The organism is Paenibacillus sp. FJAT-27812, assembly GCF_001273905.1.
Classification (GTDB): Bacteria; Bacillota; Bacilli; order Paenibacillales; family Paenibacillaceae; genus Pristimantibacillus.
This window is the reverse complement of the sequence record NZ_LIGH01000001.1, coordinates 2,374,363-2,396,921: the sequence shown is the minus strand read 5'-3', so window position 1 is coordinate 2,396,921 and position 22,559 is coordinate 2,374,363. Positions and strand designations below refer to the sequence as shown.

At 51.1% G+C, this 22,559-nt stretch carries 13 protein-coding genes; 5 read left to right on the top strand and 8 right to left on the bottom strand.

Annotation, left to right across the window (positions count from 1 at the left end; genetic code table 11):
* The first annotated feature begins 298 nt into the window (after nucleotides 1–298).
* Entirely contained in the window at nucleotides 299–2,935 is a 2,637-nt protein-coding gene (locus tag ADU23_RS10305; RefSeq protein WP_053373664.1) for a putative bifunctional diguanylate cyclase/phosphodiesterase, read from the top strand.
* Nucleotides 2,936–3,011: 76 nt separating this feature from the next.
* Here the strand turns inward: ADU23_RS10305 and ADU23_RS10300 are convergent, their stop codons facing one another.
* Nucleotides 3,012–4,184, bottom strand: a complete 1,173-nt coding sequence (locus ADU23_RS10300) for an SHOCT domain-containing protein (RefSeq protein WP_157265715.1) — start codon at nucleotides 4,182–4,184, stop codon at nucleotides 3,012–3,014.
* Nucleotides 4,185–4,493: 309 nt separating this feature from the next.
* On the opposite strand from ADU23_RS10300, the gene ADU23_RS10295 reads away from it, so the two are divergent.
* Nucleotides 4,494–6,239: a methyl-accepting chemotaxis protein gene (locus tag ADU23_RS10295; protein ID WP_053373662.1), complete on the top strand. Its 1,746-nt coding sequence runs from the start codon at nucleotides 4,494–4,496 to the stop codon at nucleotides 6,237–6,239.
* A 54-nt stretch (nucleotides 6,240–6,293) separates the two neighbouring features.
* Here the strand turns inward: ADU23_RS10295 and ADU23_RS10290 are convergent, their stop codons facing one another.
* The gene (locus ADU23_RS10290; RefSeq protein ID WP_053373661.1) at nucleotides 6,294–8,321 is read right to left on the bottom strand and encodes an ABC transporter ATP-binding protein; all 2,028 of its coding nucleotides are present in this window, start codon (nucleotides 8,319–8,321) and stop codon (nucleotides 6,294–6,296) included.
* Nucleotides 8,322–8,343: 22 nt separating this feature from the next.
* Nucleotides 8,344–10,089 (bottom strand): ABC transporter ATP-binding protein, encoded by a 1,746-nt coding sequence (locus ADU23_RS10285; RefSeq protein ID WP_053373660.1) that lies wholly within the window; start codon nucleotides 10,087–10,089, stop codon nucleotides 8,344–8,346.
* Nucleotides 10,090–10,720: 631 nt separating this feature from the next.
* Here ADU23_RS10285 and hmpA point away from each other — a divergent pair.
* A complete protein-coding gene (gene hmpA / locus ADU23_RS10280) occupies nucleotides 10,721–11,956 on the top strand; it encodes an NO-inducible flavohemoprotein (RefSeq protein ID WP_053373659.1) in 1,236 nt (411 codons plus the stop codon).
* 16 nt (nucleotides 11,957–11,972) lie between these two features.
* On the opposite strand, the gene ADU23_RS10275 is transcribed toward hmpA, so the two are convergent.
* The gene (locus tag ADU23_RS10275; RefSeq protein WP_053377564.1) at nucleotides 11,973–12,473 is read right to left on the bottom strand and encodes a Crp/Fnr family transcriptional regulator; all 501 of its coding nucleotides are present in this window, start codon (nucleotides 12,471–12,473) and stop codon (nucleotides 11,973–11,975) included.
* 206 nt (nucleotides 12,474–12,679) lie between these two features.
* Between ADU23_RS10275 and ADU23_RS10270 the strand changes: the two genes are divergently transcribed.
* Nucleotides 12,680–13,162 carry an HPP family protein gene (locus ADU23_RS10270; protein ID WP_053373658.1) on the top strand — a complete coding sequence of 161 codons (483 nt, stop codon included), beginning with the start codon at nucleotides 12,680–12,682 and terminating at the stop codon, nucleotides 13,160–13,162.
* Between the two features lie 5 nt (nucleotides 13,163–13,167).
* On the opposite strand, the gene ADU23_RS10265 is transcribed toward ADU23_RS10270, so the two are convergent.
* On the bottom strand, nucleotides 13,168–15,465 hold the full coding sequence (locus ADU23_RS10265) for an ATP-dependent DNA helicase (RefSeq protein ID WP_053373657.1): 2,298 nt from the start codon (nucleotides 15,463–15,465) through the stop codon (nucleotides 13,168–13,170).
* A gap of 264 nt (nucleotides 15,466–15,729) precedes the next feature.
* Here ADU23_RS10265 and ADU23_RS10260 point away from each other — a divergent pair, with 264 nt between their 5' ends.
* Nucleotides 15,730–17,052: an IS4 family transposase gene (locus ADU23_RS10260; protein WP_053372664.1), complete on the top strand. Its 1,323-nt coding sequence runs from the start codon at nucleotides 15,730–15,732 to the stop codon at nucleotides 17,050–17,052.
* Nucleotides 17,053–17,254: 202 nt separating this feature from the next.
* On the opposite strand, the gene ADU23_RS10255 is transcribed toward ADU23_RS10260, so the two are convergent.
* The 3 genes from ADU23_RS10255 to ADU23_RS10245 all read right to left on the bottom strand — a co-directional run bounded on the left by ADU23_RS10255 (nucleotide 17,255) and on the right by ADU23_RS10245 (nucleotide 22,538).
* Nucleotides 17,255–17,647, bottom strand: a complete 393-nt coding sequence (locus ADU23_RS10255; protein ID WP_053373656.1) for a hypothetical protein — start codon at nucleotides 17,645–17,647, stop codon at nucleotides 17,255–17,257.
* Between the two features lie 188 nt (nucleotides 17,648–17,835).
* Nucleotides 17,836–19,026: a PP2C family protein-serine/threonine phosphatase gene (locus ADU23_RS10250; protein ID WP_053373655.1), complete on the bottom strand. Its 1,191-nt coding sequence runs from the start codon at nucleotides 19,024–19,026 to the stop codon at nucleotides 17,836–17,838.
* A 395-nt stretch (nucleotides 19,027–19,421) separates the two neighbouring features.
* Nucleotides 19,422–22,538 carry a beta-galactosidase gene (locus ADU23_RS10245; protein WP_053373654.1) on the bottom strand — a complete coding sequence of 1,039 codons (3,117 nt, stop codon included), beginning with the start codon at nucleotides 22,536–22,538 and terminating at the stop codon, nucleotides 19,422–19,424.
* Between the last annotated feature and the right edge of the window lie 21 nt (nucleotides 22,539–22,559).

The following is a 22,559-nucleotide window of genomic DNA, read 5'->3' as shown; positions in this document are numbered from 1 at the left end:
TACAGCCATCAAATGACCGCTAAATTAATTCTATTATAGAATAGTTTCACAATAGAACTATATCAAACAAATATGTGCAAATCAACGCTCGAATTATGAATAGTTCGTGAACATATTTTGGAAATAAATGCGGGGCATTCGATTCAATAGCGGCATTTGCCTGTAGGAAAAAGGATTACAGAGGCTATTGTCGAATAATAGTGGAAATGAGCGATACACCGTATCTTTTGAAAAAAGGCCACGGTTTGCAAGCTCTAAACTAAACGGTTTTTGTCACAATTTCAGGAGGCCGCAGCAGGTGAGTAAACCATTCGATCAGCCACGCAACAAACAAGTGACGGTTGTTTTCGCATTTGCCATATGCATGCTTCTAGCGCTAGCGGCTGAATCGAACCATTTTCATTTTTTATATGGGATTACCTTTTCATTTACGAGCTTGTTCGTGCTGCTTGGCTTGCGCTTATTCGGCTATTGGCCAGGGCTCTTAATTGCTGCTGTTGTTCTCGCCCTTGGTACGTTTCTGCATGAGGAGCCTGTCTCCCATTACATCTTATTTCTTGAAGCAGCCATAGTCGGACTGTTCCTCCGTAAAAATAAAAACCGCCTTTTCGGGCTCGATGTCGCGTTCTGGCTTCTTATCGGAATACCTTCCCTCTTCTGCCTTTACATGACCGAATCTATGCTCGCCTCAAAGGATTTGCTGCTTGTAGCAGCCATACTCGCGATGAACGGCATGATCAATGCCTTGTTCACAGAAATTGTCTATCAGTATACGCCCCTGCCAAAATGGAGCGGCTACTCCTTCAACATGCGCCGGCCCAATTCCTTTAGCAAAGTATTGTTCCATTTCTCCATCGGCATTGTGTTCATTTCGTTTTTGCTCAATATATTCATGAACAGCTTAAGCTCCTTTAAGGAGGTTAGCTTGTATGCGCAGCGCATCTCCTCGACTGAAGTGGAGCGTATCGCAAAGGCATGGGATAATTGGCAGCTGCCCAGCACTCGCATGCTTGAGCCCGAGCAGGTCAGCTTCTTTCAATACATGCTTGAGGGCACGCCGGCTGATTTGCACATTTCGGTGACGAATGCAGAGCATTTCATCGCCGCATCCAACCATTCGGATGAGATTGGCCAGACGCTGGACCTTGCCAAAGACCGCAAATTAACGTCCATTAGCCCCAAGTCCTATGTAGCGATGCCTAATGTAAAAATGAATTCGCTGCATTCCCAAACATGGCATGATGGATATTTCGTATATTCGGATACGATTTCGACGAACCAATGGTATATATACGTTCAAATTCCGCTAAGCAATTATCAAAATTATTTGTTCTCAAAATATTTCACCCATTTCGTTTATTTGATAGGACTCGCCGTTTTTACCGCCATCGTTGCTTATTTAATTAATCGCTGGCTCTCACGCGGCCTAACGAAGCTAGCCGCAGCGACGACGGATTTGCCGCTTAAGCTCAAGCAAATGAATACGATAGAATGGCCCTCCAGCAGCATTGTGGAGGTTCACTCCTTAATTACGAATTTCAAGCAAATGTCGACGAACTTAATTCATATGTTCCAAGAATCGCAGCGGAATAATGAGAGGCTTGAAGCACAGGCCTTCATGCTCCAACAATCGGAGGAGCGGCTGCACCAGCTTGCTTACTACGATATGCTGACCGGCCTGCCGAATCGGTTGCAGTTCTCGCTGCATGCCAAAGATTTATTCGCCAACTATACGAATATCAATAAACCGATTGCCGTCATGTATGCGGACATTAACCGTTTCAAACAAATTAACGATACGCTAGGCCATGCGGTCGGGGATATTTTGCTTCAAAAAGCGGCTGAACGCTTCGGTGCTTCCGCCATCGGCGACTGCGCCGTGTTCCGATTGGGCGGCGATGAATTCGTGTTCGCAGGCTATTATGAGCATGAAGCCGACCTAGCCTCTAACGCTCAAGCGGTCGTCGATTCGTTCAATGAGCCCTTTGTCATCGATGGCGCCATGCTCTTCTTGACCGTAAGCGTCGGAATCAGCGTATATCCGCAGGATGGCGGCGATATGGATACCATCATCCGCAATGCCGATATTGCCATGTACAACGCCAAGGAGCAGGGTGACGGCTGTTATCGTTTCTTTATGCCAACGCTCGTTAACGCGATGACAGAGAAGATGCAGCTCGAGAACGGCCTGTACCATGCGCTTAAAGAAAATCAGTTTTCGCTGCACTACCAGCCGAAAATAAACGCAGCAACCGGCGAGCTTTGCGGAATCGAGGCGCTGATACGCTGGCGGCATCCGGAGCTGGGCATGATACCGCCGGATAAGTTTATTCCGCTCGCCGAGCAGTCCGGGTTTATCCTCGATATCGACAGCTGGGTTTTCCGCGAGGCCTGCCGCCAGAACAAAGCTTGGCAGGACGCGGGTTTGCAGCGCATATGCGTATCTGTAAACATTTCGGCGCGACATTTTTACCAAGGCCACTTGTCAGAGATGATCGTTGGGGCATTAAAGGATACCGGGCTCGAGGCCCAATATGTCAGCCTTGAAATAACGGAGGGCGTATTTATGCGGAACTTGGATCAGGTCATTGAAACCATTCGGTTCCTGCGGGGGCTTGGCATTCAAATTTCAATCGATGATTTCGGAACGGGCTACTCTTCCTTGAATCAATTGCAGCGTTTGCCGATATCCGACGTGAAGCTAGACCGCTCCTTTATTCAGGGCATTGTGGATGACGAGAAAAAATCGTCCATCGTCAAAGCCATTATTGAGCTTGTGCACAGTATGAACATGAAGGTTGTTGCGGAAGGCGTCGAGACGGCTGCCGAATCGCAGTTCTGCACCGATCTGAACTGCGATGAGCTGCAAGGCTATCTATTCAGCAAACCTGTGCCGCCGCAGGAGCTTGCGCTTATGCTTAAAAAAACCGGCTAATGCGGGAAAATGAAGCACCACACACAAAGGAGCAGCGCTCCAAGGCCAAACCTTGGAACGCTGCTCCTTTTCTATTCTATGCAGTTGAAGCTGAGGAGCCGGCGGCATCAGTCGCCGGCTGCTCCTTCGCAGCAGCTCCATCATGACGATCGCCGCGAGGCCCCTTACCGCCTCTGCCCCCTTCACCACGCGCCGGCAGCTCGCCGTTCACATGCTCAGTGGCATGCTCGACTGCAGCTGCCAGCCTCGTATCGTACTGCTCCTGTGTGATCGTTCCGGCTGCCAATTGCTCAGCAAGCTTTGCTTTTTGATCCTTTACCTGCAAATCGATTAGCGTTTGGAGCGCAACACCCTTCTCCGCAGCCACTGCTGCAATCGTCTTGCCTGCGTCCAGCTCTGCCTTCAGTTCATCTGCCGTCAAGCTAAGCGCCGCGGCAATCTCGTCCAGATTTCGTCCAAAGCCGCCGCCTTCGCTACGCTGCGGCAGCACGCCATTAACTTGCTGGGTCGCATGATCAACCGCTTCCGCGATCTCCGTATCGTATTGTTCTTGTGTGATCGTTCCTGCTGCCAGTTCCTCTGCCAGCTTCGTCTTCCGGTCACTTACCAGTGCCGTTATAACCGCCTGCACATCAATTTTTTTCTCGGCAGCGATAGCTGCAATCGTCTTGCCAGCCTCTTGTTCAGCCCGCAGCTCTTCCACCGTGAGGCCAAGCGCCGCAGCCGCTGCATCTAGGTTTTTGCCAAATCCGCGCTCTCCGCCGCCATGCTTCCCCATGCCGAAGCCTTTCGAATCAAGCAGCTTGTCCGCAATGGTCGATGCATCCGGCTTTGTTAGCTGCTTATCAGAAGCAGGCTGCTTGTCCGCATCGTCTGCTTCCGCAGCAGCTTCTGCCGCTTCAAGCCACGCTACAAGCTTCGTCTTCAGCTCTTCTCTGGTTTTCCCTTGCTGGGTCGCAATCTCCGCCAGCGTCAACGTTTGGAGCTTCGTTTGAAGTGCCTCTTCCTCTAACCCTAAGTACGTTAACAGCTGTTCTTGTATCTGTTCAAAGCCGTGGCCGAATCCGCCGCGCTTGCCCGCACGATCCTTCTTAACCGCAGTATTTTCTGCTTTCGCACGCTGCTCAAGCTGCTTGTCGCTGCTGCTGGCCGTTGCCGCATTTACATATTGGCTCGCCCACAAGCCTCCGCCGCCAATGGTCAGCGTAAGTGCGATTGCACCTGCTGTTATTGCTTTTGCTCTCTTCAAGATAGGTTCCACCTTTCGCTTTCGATTTGTTGTTACAGGTCCTATCTTAACCAGCAATGCTTAAACCTCCTTTAACGCCCGCTGAAAGTTGGCTGAAGACTGGATTAATGTGGTTATTTTCCTTTTATTAGATTCTTTAATTGAATACTTTTCTAACACCCTGCCAAGTATTTTTCTAATAGATGTTTGTTATTGTTATGGAGGATTATTCGGTTGAATTTGTATGATTTTGGATTTAATAATTCATCTACATTTATCGACAGTTTTCGACGATATACTACATAACTTTACATTAAGAGGTGTGATTGCATGTTGCGAATCAAAGACAAAAGCTTAGTCCTTACCAGTTCGATTGTATTAGCGCTTCTTTTGGTTATTGTGATTGGCGTTACCGAGTACCTATCTTACAGCACGCAGAAAAAATCGTACTTATCCGAGATCGAACGGATAGGCGAAACGCTCAGCTATCAAATGGAGGCCGGCCATAATCTGCTTACGTTTGGCTATAACGAGGTGACCGCTGGCAATGATACCAACAATGAAACATTCAAGCTGTTCAAGCTGCAGCTGGACGTCATGACCAAAAACGATATCATCACCAACGCTTATGTGTACATGCCTGATATCGTTGAACGGGACGGTAAAAAAAGTCTAGTGATGATGCAAAGCAATGAAGCGTTATCCGCCGCGGGTCTTGTGCCAGGAGCCGAATATGAGATGGATCCCGCATTCGCCGCCAAAGTGGATGAAGCATTTGAGAAGGGCTCGTCTTTGACTGATGTAGTCGTAGATGAATACGGCCAATGGATTTCTTATTTAGCAAGGCTCAAAGACCCTGGCGGCAAGGTTATCGGCTTGTTCGGCGTCGACGTCGATTACGGGCAAATCGACAAGGCTTTGACAGCTATGCTATGGAAAAGCATCGGCATTTCCGCCCTGTTTTCCGCTATTGCCATTCTTATTATCGTCGTACTGATTCGATTGACGCTGAAGCCGCTCAAACGACTGGCTGAAGTATCCTCGCTCGCGGCGAAAGGTGATTTGACGCTATCCGTCCCTGTCAAAGGCGGCAACGAAATCGCCCAGGTCTCAACCGCGTTTAACGAAATGATTGCAAGCCTGCGCCTCCTTACGAGCAATATCCGCACCACCTCAGGAGAGCTGGCAGGCTCGGCGTCCAATATGCAGCAAAGCGCGGAGCAAACCTCGCGGGCGACCGAAGAGGTAACGGAGGCTATACAAGAGGTTGCTTCCGGCTCCGAAACGCAGCTTCAAAGCTTCCAAGAATGCCAGCGCGCCATGACCGAAATGACGATCGGCATTCAGCGGATTGCAGAATCGTCCTCATCGGTATCGGAGCTTGCAGCCGATACCACAGCGCTTGCATCCGGCGGCGAAGCGGTCATCGATCAGACGCTGAAGCAAATGCAGGCCATTGAGTCCAATGTTGGCGAAACGGTATCTACCCTGCAGGAATTGAAAGAGCAAAGCGACAAGATCGGCAACATTCTCGCATTGATCGGCGATGTCGCGAATCAAACGAACCTGCTTGCACTTAATGCCTCAATAGAAGCGGCGCGTGCCGGCGAACATGGCAAGGGCTTCGCCGTCGTTGCCCATGAAATCCGCAAGCTCGCTGAACGCTCAAAGGAATCATCCGAGCAAATCGGCACTATTCTCTACAGCATCGGAAGCCATACCTCGGCGGCTGTCTCCTCCATGGAGCAATCCGTTGAAGCAGCGCGGGTCGGCTCAACCATTTCGAGCCAAGCCGGCGAATCCTTCCGGGCGATCGTATCGTCCATCCGCGAGGTGTCCAGCCAGGTTCAGGAAGTGTCGGCTGCGTCAGAGCAAATGTCGGCTGGCAGCGAGCAAATCGCCGCTTCGCTGGATGAGCTGGAGACGATAACGGCAAGCGCCGCAGGCAATTCGCAGCGCGTCGCTGCCGCATCCGAAGAGCAGCTTGCCTCCATGCAGGAGGTCGCAAGCTCGTCCGAGCAGCTTCGCAATTTGGCAGCAAGCTTGAATGAGGCTGTCGGCCGCTTCAAAACCTAGCACCGCAAAATAAAAAACGGCTAAGCGGGATTTACTCCCGCTTAGCCGTTTTGTTTATGCCGGTAAAGCTGCGCCTAGCTGCAGCTGATACATGGCGTAATATTTGCCTTGGTGCTCCATTAGTTCATCATGGTTGCCACGCTCGACGATAACGCCGCGGTCAAGCACGAGAATTTGATCGGCATTTCGAATCGTCGACAGACGATGCGCGATAACGAAGGTCGTGCGGCCCTTCTTCAGCACATTAAGCGCGTCTTGAATGATCGCTTCCGTCTCGGTATCAATGCTTGCTGTCGCTTCATCGAGTATGAGAATCGCGGGATCATAAGCGAGTGCTCTCGCGAACGAGATCAACTGCCGCTGACCGGCAGACAGTGTGCTTCCCTTCTCAATAACAGGTGCATCGATGCCGCCCTTCAGCTGGCTGAACATCTCGTACGCGCCGACATCGCGGAGCGACTGCTCGATCTTCTCCCGGCTAATCGCCGGATTATCAAGGCTGATATTCGATGCGATCGTTCCCGTGAACAGGAACGGGTCCTGCAGCACGATGCCCATATGCTGGCGAAGATGCTGCTTCGGAATGTCCTGCACATCCGTACCGTCCACGATGATCTTGCCCTCGTTCGAATCATAGAAACGGAACAGCAGGTTCAGAATCGAGCTTTTGCCTGAGCCGGTATGGCCTACAAGCGCTACGGTCTCGCCTTGGCGTGCATGGAAGGAAATATGCTTCAGCACATATTCATCCTTCTTGTAAGCAAACGAAACATCGTCGAACTTAACATCGCCTTTATAGCGCTCCATCTTGCCCGGTACTACATCGATTCCTTCCTCATCCATCAGCTTGAAGACACGCTCTGCGGACACCCGCGCCGTCTCCAAATTGGATAGCTGGTTCACGATCCCGACAATCGGCGCAAACATCCGGTTCATGTAATCGACGAATGCGTAGAGCACGCCGACCGATACCGCCGCGCGGAGCGAGTCGCCCCAGAACATCCAAAGGACGATAAGGAACAAAATGTTCCGTATGACGTTAACCAGATTATGAGACGTAATCGAATTGAGGCTGAGCAGCTTATTTTGATACTTGTAATAGTACTCGTTCATCTCTTCGAATTCCTTAGTCGTCTCCTTCTGGCGGCGGAACGCCTGAATGATCGTCATCCCTTGAATCGACTCATTGATCATCCCGTTAATTTCACTCAGCTTCGAGCGAATAATCCGGTTATAACGAGCCGCGTACTTCCGGTAAACGATAATCCAAACGATAAGGATTGGCACCAGCGGCAGCGCTAATAGCGCTAGGCGCACATCCAATAAGAACAAAGCACCGTAAATAGCTACCATATAAATAATGCCCGTGAAAAAATTCGCCAGCACCGCGACATAAAGCTCGCGGATAGCTTCCGTATCATTCGTTACGCGCGAGACGACCTGCCCGGCCGACAAGTTATCGTAGTAGTTCACCGGCAGCCGCTGCGTGTGCGCGAAAATATCGGTACGCATCTTGCGTACGATCCGGTTCGCCGACGTTTGCAGCATAAGCCGCTGCCCATACGTGAACACCGCAACCAATAGCAAAAAGCCAAAATACATAAACGCCAGCTTCATTAATGATGGAAACTCCGGTTTATAGAAGGAATAAAGCTCCTGCTTGCTCAGCTTCGATACCGGATAAGTAACGGTCTCTCCCGTATCCTTGTTTGTCACACTCAGGGTATTCCCCTCTACGACGCGCTTGCCTTCCTCGGACTTAAGCGCCCCGTCCAGCCAATAAAATTGGCGTCCCACTTGAAGCACGCGAACCTCTTTACCCTTCTGCTCCCCAGCGCCAGCGGCAAAGTGATCCTCGCGCTTATACCATTTATCTTTATAAAGAACCGCATATTGCTGCTCTGCCTCGACCTCATGCCATTTCTTCTCGATGCCGAGAATGTTTTGGTCGATCATCCGTTTCGCAATCAACGGTCCTGCAAGCTCTGCGCATACCGCAAGCACGAGCAGCAAAAGCGCCAGCAGAATCGGTTTCTTATAAAGCATGGCGTATTGAAACAATCGTTTTCCTGTATTGCCCATTGTCCTTCACGCCTCCATTTTATTACGTTTCAATAATGGCCTCTAGCTGCTGGCGATCATATTGCTCGCGATACCAGCCGCCTTGCTCCAGCAATTGCTCATGCGTGCCTTCCTGCACGATCCGTCCGTCATCAAGGACGATAATCCAGTCCGCATGCTGCACCGCCGATAAGCGATGCGTTGTAATGAGCGTCGTCTTGCCTGCTCTTTCCGTACGGATGCCTTCAATAATTTCGGCTTCCGTCTTCCCGTCAACCGCCGACAAAGCATCGTCCATCAGCAGGATCTCCGGATCAGCGATGAGCGCACGCGCAATGCTGACGCGCTGCTTCTGACCGCCGGATAATGCAACGCCACGCTCGCCAACCATCGTTTCCAGCCCATCAGGCAGGAACTTGATATCCTTCGCGAACGAAGCGCGCTCAAGCGCCCGCTGCAAATCCTCGTCAGTACCCTCTTTGAGGCCAAAAAATATATTTTCGCGAATCGTCTTCGAGAACAAAATCGGCTGCTGCGGCACATAACCGATCCAGCCAAGCAAGTCATCGATCTTCAAGCTGCCGAGCGATGTGCCGGATACGCTGATTTCGCCCCGGCCAAGCGGATACTCGCGCAGAAGCTGCTTCAGCAGCGTCGTTTTGCCGCTGCCGGTTCTTCCGACGATCCCAAGCGTCTGCCCTTGATGAAGCTTAAAGGAAACATCGCCGAGGTTATCCGTCGTAGAAGTAGGATAGCGGAACGTCACATTACGGAATTGCAGCGAGGATGGCTCCTCGACATGCACCGGCACATTTGCGTCGGCAACATCCGGCTTGTAGCCAAGCGTCTCGTTGACACGATCCAGAGAAGCATTGCCGCGCTGCATAATGTTAATGAGCTCGCCAATGGCGAACATCGGCCAGATCAGCATCCCGAGGAATACGTTGAAGGATACCAATTCACCAAGTGTAATTTCGTTATGGAACACGAGGTAGCCGCCATAACACAGGCCGATCAGATAGCTGAGTCCGACAAGTATTTTCATCGTTGGCTCAAACAACGCGTCGATACGCGCTACGGCGATATTTTTGTCCAATACTTCATTGGTTTTGGCGCTAAAGCGCGCCTCGCTTGCTTCTTCCTGCACAAAGGCTCTAATGACCCGTACGCCCGATACCGATTCCAGCACCTGATCGTTCAAATCGCCGAATGCGTCCTGCGCATCCATAAACCGCTCGTGGATTTTCTTGCCATAATGCTTCATCGCCAGTGCCATAAGCGGCAGCGGCAGCAAGGCAGCAAGCGTGAGCTTCACGCTGATGAGCCCCGCCATGACGATTAGAATCGTAATCATAAACAAAGTCGAATCGATCAATGTCAAAATACCAAAGCCCGCTGTTTGCGCTACCGCTCCAAGGTCATTGGTTGAGCGCGCCATTAGATCGCCCGTCCGATTGCGTTCATAGAAGGTCGGAGTCATCCGCAGAAAATGGCCCATCAGCCGCGATCTCAACAGCTTCTCCAGCACGAATGCCCCGCCAAACAGCTTGTAATGCCATATGTACGTGATGCCGTAACCAACTACCGTAAGCGCGATCCAGCTGTACAGGATGCGATTAAACTCTGCCTGCCCAAGCAAATCCTGATGAATGCCATCAATCGTGTAGCCGATCAGCCATGGGGGAATGACATCGATAAAGCCTGTAAAAATAAGGAGTGAAATGGCCAGCGTATAACGCTTCCAGTTCATTTTGAAAAACCAGCTTAATTTTTTGAGTACACTAAACATGCTTCTCTACCACACCTTCCGCTATCCATCCATACATCGTTAACCTTCAATTTATTCCCGAAATAAGCGCAAACGGATGTCTTCGGCTTTACGCGGCCGAAGCTCGTTATGCGTTGAAATAGAGGTGCACAATTAATAATAATCACCTATATTTGCAAAAAAAGAAGCGTGTCGCCGTAACGACACGCTTCTTCATCTTGCCAAACGCAGCCTAGAAAACGGCCGTGTCCCGCACACATAAAAAAGGCGCATGATTACAGTGACGTAACCATGCGCCTCTAATGATCGGAATATCCTTGATCAAGGAGAAACGACGCGCGGATGGATTACGTTATTCATGTTCAAACCGTTGTTCATTGCAGCAGTTGGGTGAAAATCAATGTGAATGTTCATGTAACGCAATCCTCCTCTCGTAAAATATATTAGTCACTTTACCATCGGTTCAAAATACTGTCAATACCCGAAAGCGCTTTTTTTCCAGCCCCCATTTAGGACGAACCCCATTTCCCCCTCCGCCAGAAGCTCTTCTGCTGTCACAACTTGTTGCGAATTGCTGTGATCTTGATCACAAGGCTAGGCGATTTCTGCGGCTATACTTGGCTTATTCAATAAGACGCTGGAGGGGTTACACATGTTAAGCGCGCACTCGGTTCAAATCATTAAATCAACGGTACCCGTACTGGAGGTTCACGGTGTAACGATTACGAAACGCTTCTATCAACTGCTGTTCACCAATCATCCTGAGCTGATGAATCTATTCAATCACGCTAACCAGAAGCAGGGCAGACAGCAAACCGCGCTCGCCAATGCCGTTTATGCAGCTGCGCTCCATATCGACAACCTCGCGGCTATCATTCCCGTCGTGAAGCAAATCGGGCATAAGCACCGCAGTCTAGGCGTCAAACCCGAGCATTACCCCGTTGTCGGCACATATTTGCTTATGGCCATTAAGGATGTGCTGGGTGAAGCGGCTACGGATGATATTTTAAATGCGTGGGAAGAGGCATACGGCATTATTGCGGACGCTTTTATCAGCATCGAGAAAGAGATGTATACGGAGGCGCATACGCAAGCAGGCGGATGGGAAGGCTTTCGCGCGTTTCGCGTGGAGCGGAAGGAGAAGGAGAGCGAAGTCATTGCTTCTTTCTATTTGGTCCCAGAGGATGGCGGTGCGTTAGCAAGCTTTGAGCCAGGCCAGTATATAAGCGTCAAAATCGATCAGGAAGGCGCGGAGCACACACAAATCCGGCAGTATAGCTTATCCGATGCTTCCGGGAAATCCTATTACCGGATTTCGGTGAAACGCGAGGATGGCGCATCAGATCGCAGCGCTGGCCAAGTATCCACCTATTTGCACAACCATGTAGACGAGGGCGCGACTTTGTGGCTGTCGGCTCCAGCGGGTGATTTCACGCTGAATACGGCAGATGAACGCCCCGTGGTGCTGCTTAGCGGGGGAGTCGGCTTGACGCCTATGCTCAGCATGCTGAATACGCTCGTTGAGCGCTATCCCGAGCGTCCGGTCACCTTCATACATGCTGCTCAGAACGGTGATGCCCACGCCATGAGATTGCAAGTGAATCAGCTTGCAAGCAAGCATCCGCAGCTTTCTGTCTACTACTGCTACGGGAAACCGACCTCAAGCGACTACATTCAGCAGCATTTTCATAAAGAGGGCTATATTGATCTGCCATGGCTGCAAACGGTCATTCCGGAGAAGAACGCTGCCTTTTACTTCTGCGGACCAACACCGTTCATGGCTACGATCAATCATTCGCTTCGCCAGTGGGGCATCCCGGAATCGGATATTCATTTCGAGTTTTTCGGCCCTGCTGCTAGTCTTGAGCAAAGCACGGCACAAGTCTAGAATTCATAGGTTAAATTTACTTTGATTGCGCGCGCAGCAGCCGATTAACCGTTTCGCGGCGGAGGCCGATAAGCTGTCCAATCTCATCCTGCGTCAGTACATCCGTGATTGCGGCGGGACCAATGTAATCCGCGAACCAACCTTGAAGCTTGCCCAGCTTATCAACGGGCGCGACTTGGGTAAGTTGGTCGATTCGCTGCTGCATCATTCTCAGCTTGCTTTGAAGGAGAAGGGCGACCTCGCGGCTTTTCTCAGCGCTTTGCCTTAGCTCCTCGTACCATTGTTGAGGCGATACCATATCCACCTCGCTTGTGACGAGCGCTATCGCCGTTCCATGATAGGGCATAGGGCTGATCAACGAGTGATGCGGGATCATTTCGTCAGGCACGATAATATTAACAAGAAACGGACTGCCATCCTCATGCACGCGGACGATCTTGAGCAAGCCGCTCCTCAGGTGAAAGAGCGAGCCGCTCTCCCCTTGATGGAACAACGCTTCTCCTTTATGCAGCAGCATCGTATCCCCCCTTTTTTTAGCGAGCCCATCCGGTTTTCCGGCTGGGCTTTTTTTATTTTGGCGCTGCAAGCCAGCAGACATCCTATCGCAACATGTCATATATAGGCGATTGACGGTACCAGAAAGCGAGGGGTAAAATGTTACATGATCAGCCCTAGCTCCTCTAACCGGCGTATCTTACTTTTGAAAGAAGGCGTTCCCTCAACATGCGTATTAGAACCTATGCCATTTGCTTATACATCATCCTGATTTACTGGATTTCCTTGCATATTCCGAATATGCATGCCTTGTTTTTCCCCACGTTGGGGTCATTCAGCTTACTCTTCATCTCACGTCCGTTCGAGAAGGCGGAGATTCGCAAAATTGCGTTCGGCGCTGTCATAGCTTCGATTATCGGATCCGTATTCGTCTACTTTAATTCGGGCGCATGGTCGCTGTTTCTGACTCTGCTGATCGTCATTTACTTAATTAACCGATTCAAATGGAACTCTCCGCCGATTCTAGCCGTTTCGCTTATTCCCTTCTTTGCCCAATCCTCGGTATTATGGATCATTCCGTTATCGGTCTTCGGGGCACTGCTCGGTTTGATGATTACCTTATCCGCTTCCGCTTATGTGGAGAAAAGATGCAGCGTCTTGCCCTTCTTTGCCAAAAGATCAGTCAAAGCGGAGTCAGATACCGCAATGTAATGCGGCTAACCCTTCCACTCCTCCGGCAGCAGCCGTTGATATTGCGTTTGCAAATACCGATCGTCTATGAGCACGAGCGTTCCGCGATCGGTTTCGGAGCGAATGAGACGGCCGCCCGCTTGCAGCACCTTGTTCATTCCCGGGAAGACGTAAGCATAATCGTAGCCGCTCTTGCCCTGTTCGTTAAAATATTCCTTCAGCATATTGCGCTCCACGCCCAGCTGCGGCAATCCAACGCCAACCACGATCACGCCGATCAATCGCTCTCCGGCCAAATCAACGCCCTCCGAGAACACGCCGCCCATTACCGCAAAACCAAGCAAAGACTTCCCGCTCCCAGCTTGAAACGTCTCCAAAAAACGGTCACGCTCTTCCTCCGACATATCAGGCTTTTGCAGCAGCACCTCCGCGTCCGAAGGATCGCCGGCAGGAGTCGACCACTCCCTAAGCTCCATATAAGTCTCATAAACAGCGTTCATATAGGCGTAGGAGGGGAAGAAGACAAAGTAATTGCCCGGCCGCTCGTCCATCAGCTTCATGATCAGCTTGGCAATCGGCAGCTTGGATTCATCCCGGTCATGGTACCTCGTAGAGAGCGGTTTAATGATGACATCCAGCTGCTCCCGTGCAAAAGGCGACGGTACCGCAAGCGTATAATCATCCTCTCCCGCTCCAAGCATGTCCATATAATACGAAACCGGCGAGAGCGTTGCAGAGAAATAAATATGCGAGCGATAGCCCTTGCCCATATGCTGCAGCAGCTGCGAAGGATCAAGGCAAAACAGCTTCAGCCGGACATCGCTCTTCGAGAGCTCAATGTAAACGACATAACGCTCGTCAAACAGCTTCGCGGTGCGAACAAAGTTTTGCGCGTTAAAATAAGCATCAAGAATGGAGCCGCCAACGCCGGCTGCCAGCGCTTGCTCCGCCGCCGAAGCGAATGCTTCAGCCAGCTCAACCAGCTCCTCCGGCAGCTGCCGCTGAACGAGATGCGGCGAGCCGTCGCTGCTTTTGCGCAGCGCGATAAAATAATCGTTGATCGCTTTTGCCGTGCGATAGCCCTCGTTATGCACGCCCTTCAGCTCACGCTGCAAAGCGAGGAACGGAGCCTTCGCCAGCTCCGCTGAGAACATCTCGCGCGCCCGGTCGACGAGATTATGCGCCTCGTCCACGAGCAGCGCCGTCCGCTTCTTCATCTCTGCATACTGGCGCTTAAACGATATGCGCGGGTCAAAAATATAATTATAATCGCATACGACCGCATCCGCGGCATAAGCCAAATCAAGCGAAAATTCGAACGGGCATACACGGTGCTTGTGCGAATAAGCCTCGATGACCGATCTGGTCATGACCGTCTCCTTCTCCAATATATCAAGCACCGCGCCGTTAATGCGATCATAGTAGCCGTCCGCATAGGGGCAATGCTCCTTCTCGCAGCGCACTTCCTCTTGAAAACAAATCTTATCCTTCGCCGTAATCGTTACGGCATGAAGATGCAGTCCCTTGTCGCGCATCAATAATAAAGCGTCCTCGGCTGCCGCCCTCGTCGTCGTGCGCGCCGTCAAATAATAAAAGCGCTGCAGCATGCCCGCGCCCATCGCTTTGAGGGTCGGATAGGTCGTCGAAATGGTCTTGCCGATGCCTGTAGGGGCCTTCGCAAATAATCGAACGCCCTCCTCAATCGACTTGTAGACCGCGCCCGCCAGCTTGCGCTGCCCAGCCCGGTAAGCATCAAACGGAAAAGCCAGCTCGCGAATGCTCTCGTTTCTAGCCTGCTCATGCCTGCGGCGCAGCTGCGCATAGGGCGCGTAACGCGCAATAACCTCATGCACATACTGCTCCAGCTCCGCGAAGCTGGCTTCTCGAACGAATCGCCGCTCCTCCTCCGTCGCGGTCTGGACATAGGTGAGCTGTATGCGCATCGCCGCCTGCTCATGCTCCTTGGCGTACATGTAGGCATAGAACAAAGCCTGCGCCCAGTGCACGGGATAACCATCCTCGGTTATTCGCTCCAAATCGCCGCCGGTTGATTTAATCTCATCAACGGTCAGCAGCGGCTCTGTCCCAAGCAGCCCGTCACAGCGTCCATCCACAACAAATAACAGATCATCCACCGCGATGTCCGCTTTGACGTAGACCTCCTTCCGGTCCTGCTCGCCGTAAGTCCGCTGCACTCTCTGATGTGCCTTCGTGCCTTCGTGCATCGTGTCGATCGCATTTAGCCTTACGTCGATGCTTCCGCTAAGAAATACATATTCGACTAAGTTTCGCACCGATATCGTAACCGTATCATGGATTTGCATAACGTATCATTACCGCTCCCATAAAGAACATTTGTTCTTCAATTGTACCACAGTCGGTGCTTATGTTTCGTTAACCCGTCCATAAAAAAAGAGACGCCTATGCGTCAATGTCATTAAGATAAGGCGCAGGGCCAAAAATCAAAAAAAGAGCAAGGCTATCGAAAAGATAACCTGCTCTTTTTTTGTACAAAAATGTGAATAGGACTTGACAGATAGAAGGAATTGTGTGGCGAAGCCCCTTGAAAAAACGAGGAGGTTACGCCAATGGATACTTACGCAAATTCATTAAAAAAAACGCTGACATCCCTCATACAAGAAATGTCAGCCGCACCAGCACCTTATGTCAAAAACCCTGAAAAGGATTTTACCCGAAAGAAAAAGCTTCCCTTTGAAACAGTTATGCAACTCCTGATCTCCATGGGGGGCAACAGCCTATATAAGGAACTCTTGGAATCACAAGGCTATGATGTAAACACCGCAACCGCTTCAGCTTTTGTCCAACAGAGGAATAAAATTCTGCCATCTGCTGTGGAATTCTTGTTTCATGAATTTACAGAGTCGCATACGGATATCAAGGACTATCGCGGGTATCGATTACTTGCCGTTGACGGTTCGGATTTGCATATCGCAACGGACCCTGCGGACAAGGATACCTATTTTCAAAGTCAACCGAACACGAAAGGTTATAATCTTCTGCATTTGAATACAGCCTATGACCTCTGCAACAGACTCTACGTGGATGCGATTGTTCAGCCACGAAGGTTGTGCAACGAGGGAAGGGCGCTGGCTGCGATGGTTGACCGTTCTCCCATCAAGGGCAAAACGATTGTGGTTGCTGATCGAGGTTATGAAAGTTACAACAATTTCGCGCATATTGAACGCAAAGGGTGGAACTACGTCATACGAGTAAAGGATTTGGATTCCAATGGTATTCTTTCGGGCTTGCGTTTGCCCGCTAGCGGAGCGTTTGATATTGACGTTCATCTAACACTCACTAAAAAACAAACCAAAGAGATCAAGGCTCATCCCGAAATGTACAAATTCGTCCCTTCCACGTCTACCTTTGATTTTTTGGATGTGCAAGATAATTTGTATTACCCAATTTCCTTTCGGGTTGTTCGTTTCATCCTGCCCAGTGGCGGTTATGAAACCGTCATTACGAATCTTTTTGCCGCTGATTTCCCACCGAATGAAATCAAGTCCATTTATAACATGCGATGGGGCATTGAGACCTCTTTCCGGGCATTAAAATACACTGTCGGTCTGACTAGTTTTCACGCAAAAAAGCAAGAGTTCATCGTCCAAGAGATTTTCGCAAGAATGATCATGTACAATTTCGCTGAAATGATGACCTCGCACGTCGTCATTTCGCAAATGGATAAACGGCACGCCTACCAAGTCAACTTCACGGTTGCCGTTCATGTTTGTAGACATTTCTTGTGGTTACGCGACGATGAACTCCTGCCCGATGTTGAAGCACTGATTCGAAAAAACATTTTGCCGATTCGACCCATTCGCCCAGGTCAGAAGAATACACGCAAAATCCGTTATAAATCAGCGGTTAGCTTCGTTTACAGAGTAGCATAATTCGGTTCACTTGAACATTTTTTAAGCGGATATTGTATCCGCTTTGTTTGCTGTACGCTTTTTTACTTGGTTGAACTAAAAAACAAACGGCATAGGGCTTCTCCCCATGCCGTTTCGAATTCCGCTTTATTTCCGGTTTTGTCTTTTAGCTTAACTTAATGACATTGGCCTATGCGTCCCTTCTGCATGTTGTTTGAGAACATCAAAGCGTATCCTCTTCCGTCTCATCCTCCGGATGATTGCCGACGCCATTCAACAAATCAGTGCCGTGGAACTCCTCACCGGGGGAGGCCGGGTCAATCGGGCTGCCTTGCGCAATGGCATCCGCATCAGGAACGGCAGCCAGCTCCTCCGATATTTCTTCTGCGGTGTCTGCTTCGGAGCTGAGCTCGTCTCTCGCCTCTACGGCATCCGGAATATGCGACTCATGCACATGCTCGTTATGCTGCGGGTACTGCTTCCGCAGCAGCTCGGTTGCATCCGATACCGCACCGCCCTGCGCTTCTTCCGTAAATAACCCAAACGATGGGTCTATATCCTTCTCCGTCACTAGGCTGTTAGATGTATGGTTATCGCGATCATGTCTGTTTGCCATTTCGATTACCTCCTCAGTCTTTTCTACCCTATAGTACCCACTATCTGGGCTGTTCTAACCAAAAAATAAAACGGATTTTGGCGAACCGAGGGGACAGGCAGATCGAAAAAGCTTATACGGACTGATCTTACTCTATCGAAAAGGCTCAACCGCCCGGCTCGATTTATCCCTAAGCTGCTATGAGCAGGCTATGAGCAGGCTATGACCATGATAGTCGCATTATCCTGATAAGGCCTTTGCTGCGCGAGGACATGCTCCAAAATAAATGCGGCCGCCTGCTGCGGATCATGACGGACAGCCTCCTGCAGCAATGGCTCTGATAAATCATCATAAAGCCCGTCGCTGACGAGTAAAATGAAGTCGCCTGCCATCAGTTGCAGCGGAGCTTGGTTAGCATCGATCTCCGTTATCCGGGGAATGCCCAGATAGCTCGTCAATAAATGACGTTCAGGATGCGAATCCGCTTCCTCTTGCGTCAGCTTGCCTGCTTTCACCGACTCATTCAGCCGATTCGCATAGACATGATCCCGCGTCAACGGAATCAACACGCCGCCCCGATACAGGTAAATGCGGCTGTCCCCTGCCGAGATCCAGTGTAGCTGCTGCTCCCTGACATCAACGGCAATCAGCGTCGTTCCTACGCTCCATTCCAGCCCATGCTCCAGAGCCAGCTCATAGACCGCTTTGTTCGCCATATGCAGCGAATGCTCCAGTGCCTGCGGAATAGAGTAAGCCGATGCCGCTGTGCCCATATGTTCGCTTAGCATCGTCTGCACCGCAAGCTCACCGGCCTCCTTGCCCATGGCATAACCGCCCATCCCGTCGGCAAGCACTGCAAAAACACCGTTTTGTTTGCTTCCAAAAGGTTGCGCTAGTGGAGAAAAGCCAAACGCATCCTGCTGCTCCTCGCGCTCGCCAATATGCTGCGCATAGCCAGTAATGACCGTAAATGGTTCGGCTTCCTCTCGGTTAGATGCAGCAGGCGGTGTGGGGGGATTGGGCGCAGCCGTCATTAACGGTTCAATGGTTTGTTTTATTGAAGGAGGAATTGGTGGAATTGGCGGAGGCTCTGATGGCGGCGTAATCGTTGGCGCGATCGCAAGCTCCACCTTTGGCTTCGTTCGGGATTGAGCCTGCAGCGCGGCGTCTCTCTGATCGCTTGTGCGTCTCCGGCCAGCAGGCAGATCGAACACGAATACTGCTAGCAATGCTCCAAAACCAATCATGCCGCCTATAATCATCCTTTCGATAAACTCGATCTGATCCTTGGCCCAAAGTTGATCCAATTGCTCAACCGGTATGGCTTTCATTCCGATAAACACAATGACCAACAGCAGCAAAACAATCGCCAACCCCCTGTTTATCCACTTTTTCACCATACGATCCCCGCCTCGCCTCAGCTTGTCACTCATCATCTACATTGTTATTTCTCGGTGTATCTTTTTATGCCGAAACCTTATTCATTTACAGGAAAGAAATCGCTAGTAAACCAGCTTGATGATAGGGCTAGCTTGCTTAAAACCGTATGCGCGTCGAGCTAATCCACTGTGCCCCTTCATGTACACTGCACAAACTGCACTAGAAACCTGACATGACGAACAAAAGATGAAGCTACGCTGCAGAAACGCAGTAAAATGACCTCTATATCGGGAATTAACATCCTAGTATGTCTCCATACCTCGCCAGAAATCAAAAAAGGAAAGCCCCGCCCGAAGGCGGAGCTTTCCTCTATTCGTTTGCTTCCCTCACGGCAAAAGCGCCGCGCATTGCAAGTTTAGACCGCGATATCCCGGTAGGATGCCAGCACATGGCCATCCAAATCCGTCGCAAATAAAACCGAGCGCTCGCTCTCGAGCACGAAGCTGTAGCTCTTATTGCTCGCTTCGTCCCGCACAGTAACGGGGCAGTCCATGCCCGCCTCTGATACAAACGTATACAAACTGCCCTGCTTAAACTGCAGCTTGCTTCCGAAGACGCCCGGGTGATCTCCTCCAGCTTCCCATGTCATGCCCGGCTTCAAGTCGTCCGCTTCGTTCAGCGCAGCCTCATATAGCGCCTTCAATGTATCCGTACGCTCGTTAAGCTCAAGCGGCAGCGGACACCACATCAGCTTCCCTTTTCCGTGGGCGATTGTGCGAACGGCTGCAATGCCGTCCGGCACGCCCCCATTGCCGAGCGCCACCTCTTTGTTCAGCTCCCCAATCTTCTTGCCTCCGAAAGATGCTGCGTAGGTACGCTCGCCAATTTGCAGCCTTTCCTCTCGCGACAAATTGCTTAGACGGTAAGGTCCCACAAGCGATTCCGCCCGTGATGTTGGCTTCCAGTATTCATCAAGCCCAATCGGCCCGGTGAACAGCAGCGTGCCTCCGTTAGCTTCAATATGCGCAAACAGCTCCGTCAGCGCAGCATTGCTGAAATTGTGGGCGCTCGGCACGATAATAAGCTTCGGCTTATCCCGCTGCAGCGTCTCCAAGTGGAACTCTCCTATGCCGCGATGCGGAAGCTTCATTTCGTAACCAAGCACGCGGGTTAGGTTGCCTGTCGCCTCGCAAGCAAAGCGGCGGCTTGAGAAATCATTCGAGTAAGGGAACACAACAGCGATCTCCTCCAGCTGGCGCTCCTCAAACAGGCTCGAAATCCGGCCAATAAACTTGCCAAAGTCATACGATACATCGGCTTCCGGCTTCTGGGTTCCGTCAGCGCGCAGCGCTCCAATGTTCGACTCGCAAACGTTATCCATGAAGTAGTTCGTGTTCCACAGCCACTGCACCGCACCCGCGCCGCCAGCGGCAAAAGCATATGCGTATTTGCGCTCCAAGATGTTCCTCAGCTCTTCCTCTGTGCGCTTCGCCCGGTTATCCGGCATTTCCACGTACATAATGCCCGTCTCCTGAATCAGCGTCGGCTTGCTAGGGTCTTTGCCGTACACGCTGTCCCATAGCAGCCTGTCATTTAGCCACCATGTGTGCACGGTCGTGTAGTCGACGCTTTCTGCATACATCAGCGGCGAAGGCCGCGGCCCCATCCCAAGCGCTTCGTCCTGGCCAACGGTCACAAGCTGCCTAGGCTGTATCGCATGAATCGTTGCCGTTAGCTCTCCCACCCAGCGATTATGCATGTCCATCGTAAACCGCGTGTAATCCAGCCAGCGCGTGTTTTTCTTAAGCTTCTTCACGTCTTGGATATCAAAAGCGATATCCGTTTGCTCCGGAAGCGTCACCGCTTCAAAGTCAGGCAATTCCGTGCTCGTCATATTCCACCGCGCCTGCAAGTGGCCGATCGATTCATGCCGCTGCTTCAGCCAATTCACATAAGCTGCTTTTTCATAAGGATCGTGCATCGAGCGCGGGCCGGAGAATATGCGCATGTGATCAAACAACGAAGGCTCATTGATCAAATCCCACTGCACATTCGTTGTGTGCTTATGCCGGGATACGATCGCAGCAATAAACCGTTTTTGCGCTTGAACGCTTCTTGGATCAAGATATGGATTTTTGCCTTCCCAAGCTTCCGGTGCAAATGCAAAAAAGCTGAACGTCATTTCAATCTCATGCTTAGCCGCCGTCAAAATAAAAGCATCAATCGCACGCAGCAGCTCCTCCGACGCATGCCCGTCCTCAAACATTAGATGCCGCCAAGCCGTCCATAGGCCGGTGCGGATCAGGTTGATTCCCGCCTCTTTCATCGTCGCCATATCTTGGTCCCAAATCGCGATATTCGGCAAAAACACAAATTTCCGCCCTACGTCCGAAGTCATGTAGGTCATCCCGACGATAGGGAAAGGGGCGCCGTTTTTCTCAAAATAATCACGTCCTACAGCAAGCGGAGTACCCTTCTCAAGCAATTCGCGGTCATGGCCCCAGAAGCCCTGCCGCAAAACTCGCTTCTCCCCGCTTGCAGCTTCCGCTTCGCACACGATCTCGTACATGCCCGGCGCAACAGCAAGCGGCACGCTGATCGACTTGTATTCGATTTCGCTTCCGACGCTCAGGCTCAAGCTATGCCGCCAAATCGCCTCTTCCTCTCCTTGCTTGTAAACCGAAATAGCCATCGCCCAGTTCTCGGGCTTGTTGCCCTGCCCATAGCGATCAGCCGATAGGATCTGCTGCGCTTGAAGCGTAAGATGCGGTCTCTCTGCCTCATAATAAACGGCATAGCTTGGCTTAATCCAAAGCTCGGTAACGCCGCCAGCGCAAAAAGCCGCCCATTCCGCTAGAGCATCCGCACCCTCGCCTGACCAAAAACAATCCGACAGCTGCTGATTGACAAATAACCAGCGTCCGCCCGCAAATGGCCCCCTTGTGTGCTCCATCAGCACGACAGGAGCCGATACTTCCCTTCCGTCAGTAGACAAACCCTTTAGAAGCGGACGAATATGCGCGTTCATCGGTCCCGCCGAGCCCGTAGCCTGATTCAACTGATCCCGCTCATGCGTAACATGCAAAATAAGGCCGTAGGTCGGTTCGATCGTAAACAAATGCTCCTTGCCCTGAAGCAGCGGCAGCTCCTCATTGCGGCTTAGCACGGTCGAGCGCGTATGATCCACAGCTAACGCCTCATGAATAAAAATTTCCTGATGATAAGCGGTCAATTCCGGCTCGATCTCCCATTGATCGCCATCACGGCTCACCGGGTGCTTAAAAGGAGCTCCGCCCGTATGAATGAGTCCTCCGCCACGCTGCACAAATGCTGCTATATCCGGCCAAGCTGCTTTAGGAAAATAAGGCCCATGCAGATGAATCAGGCAATCTACTCCGTCTTCTCTAAGCGCAAGCGACAGTCCCTCCGCATCGGTAACTTTGAACTGTCCATTCAGCTTTTCAAGGGATCCCGCATCTGGCGCACAGCCGTTCAACGGAAATGCCGGGTCATAAAATAGTACTGCTTTCATCGTTCTCGCTCCTATCCTTTA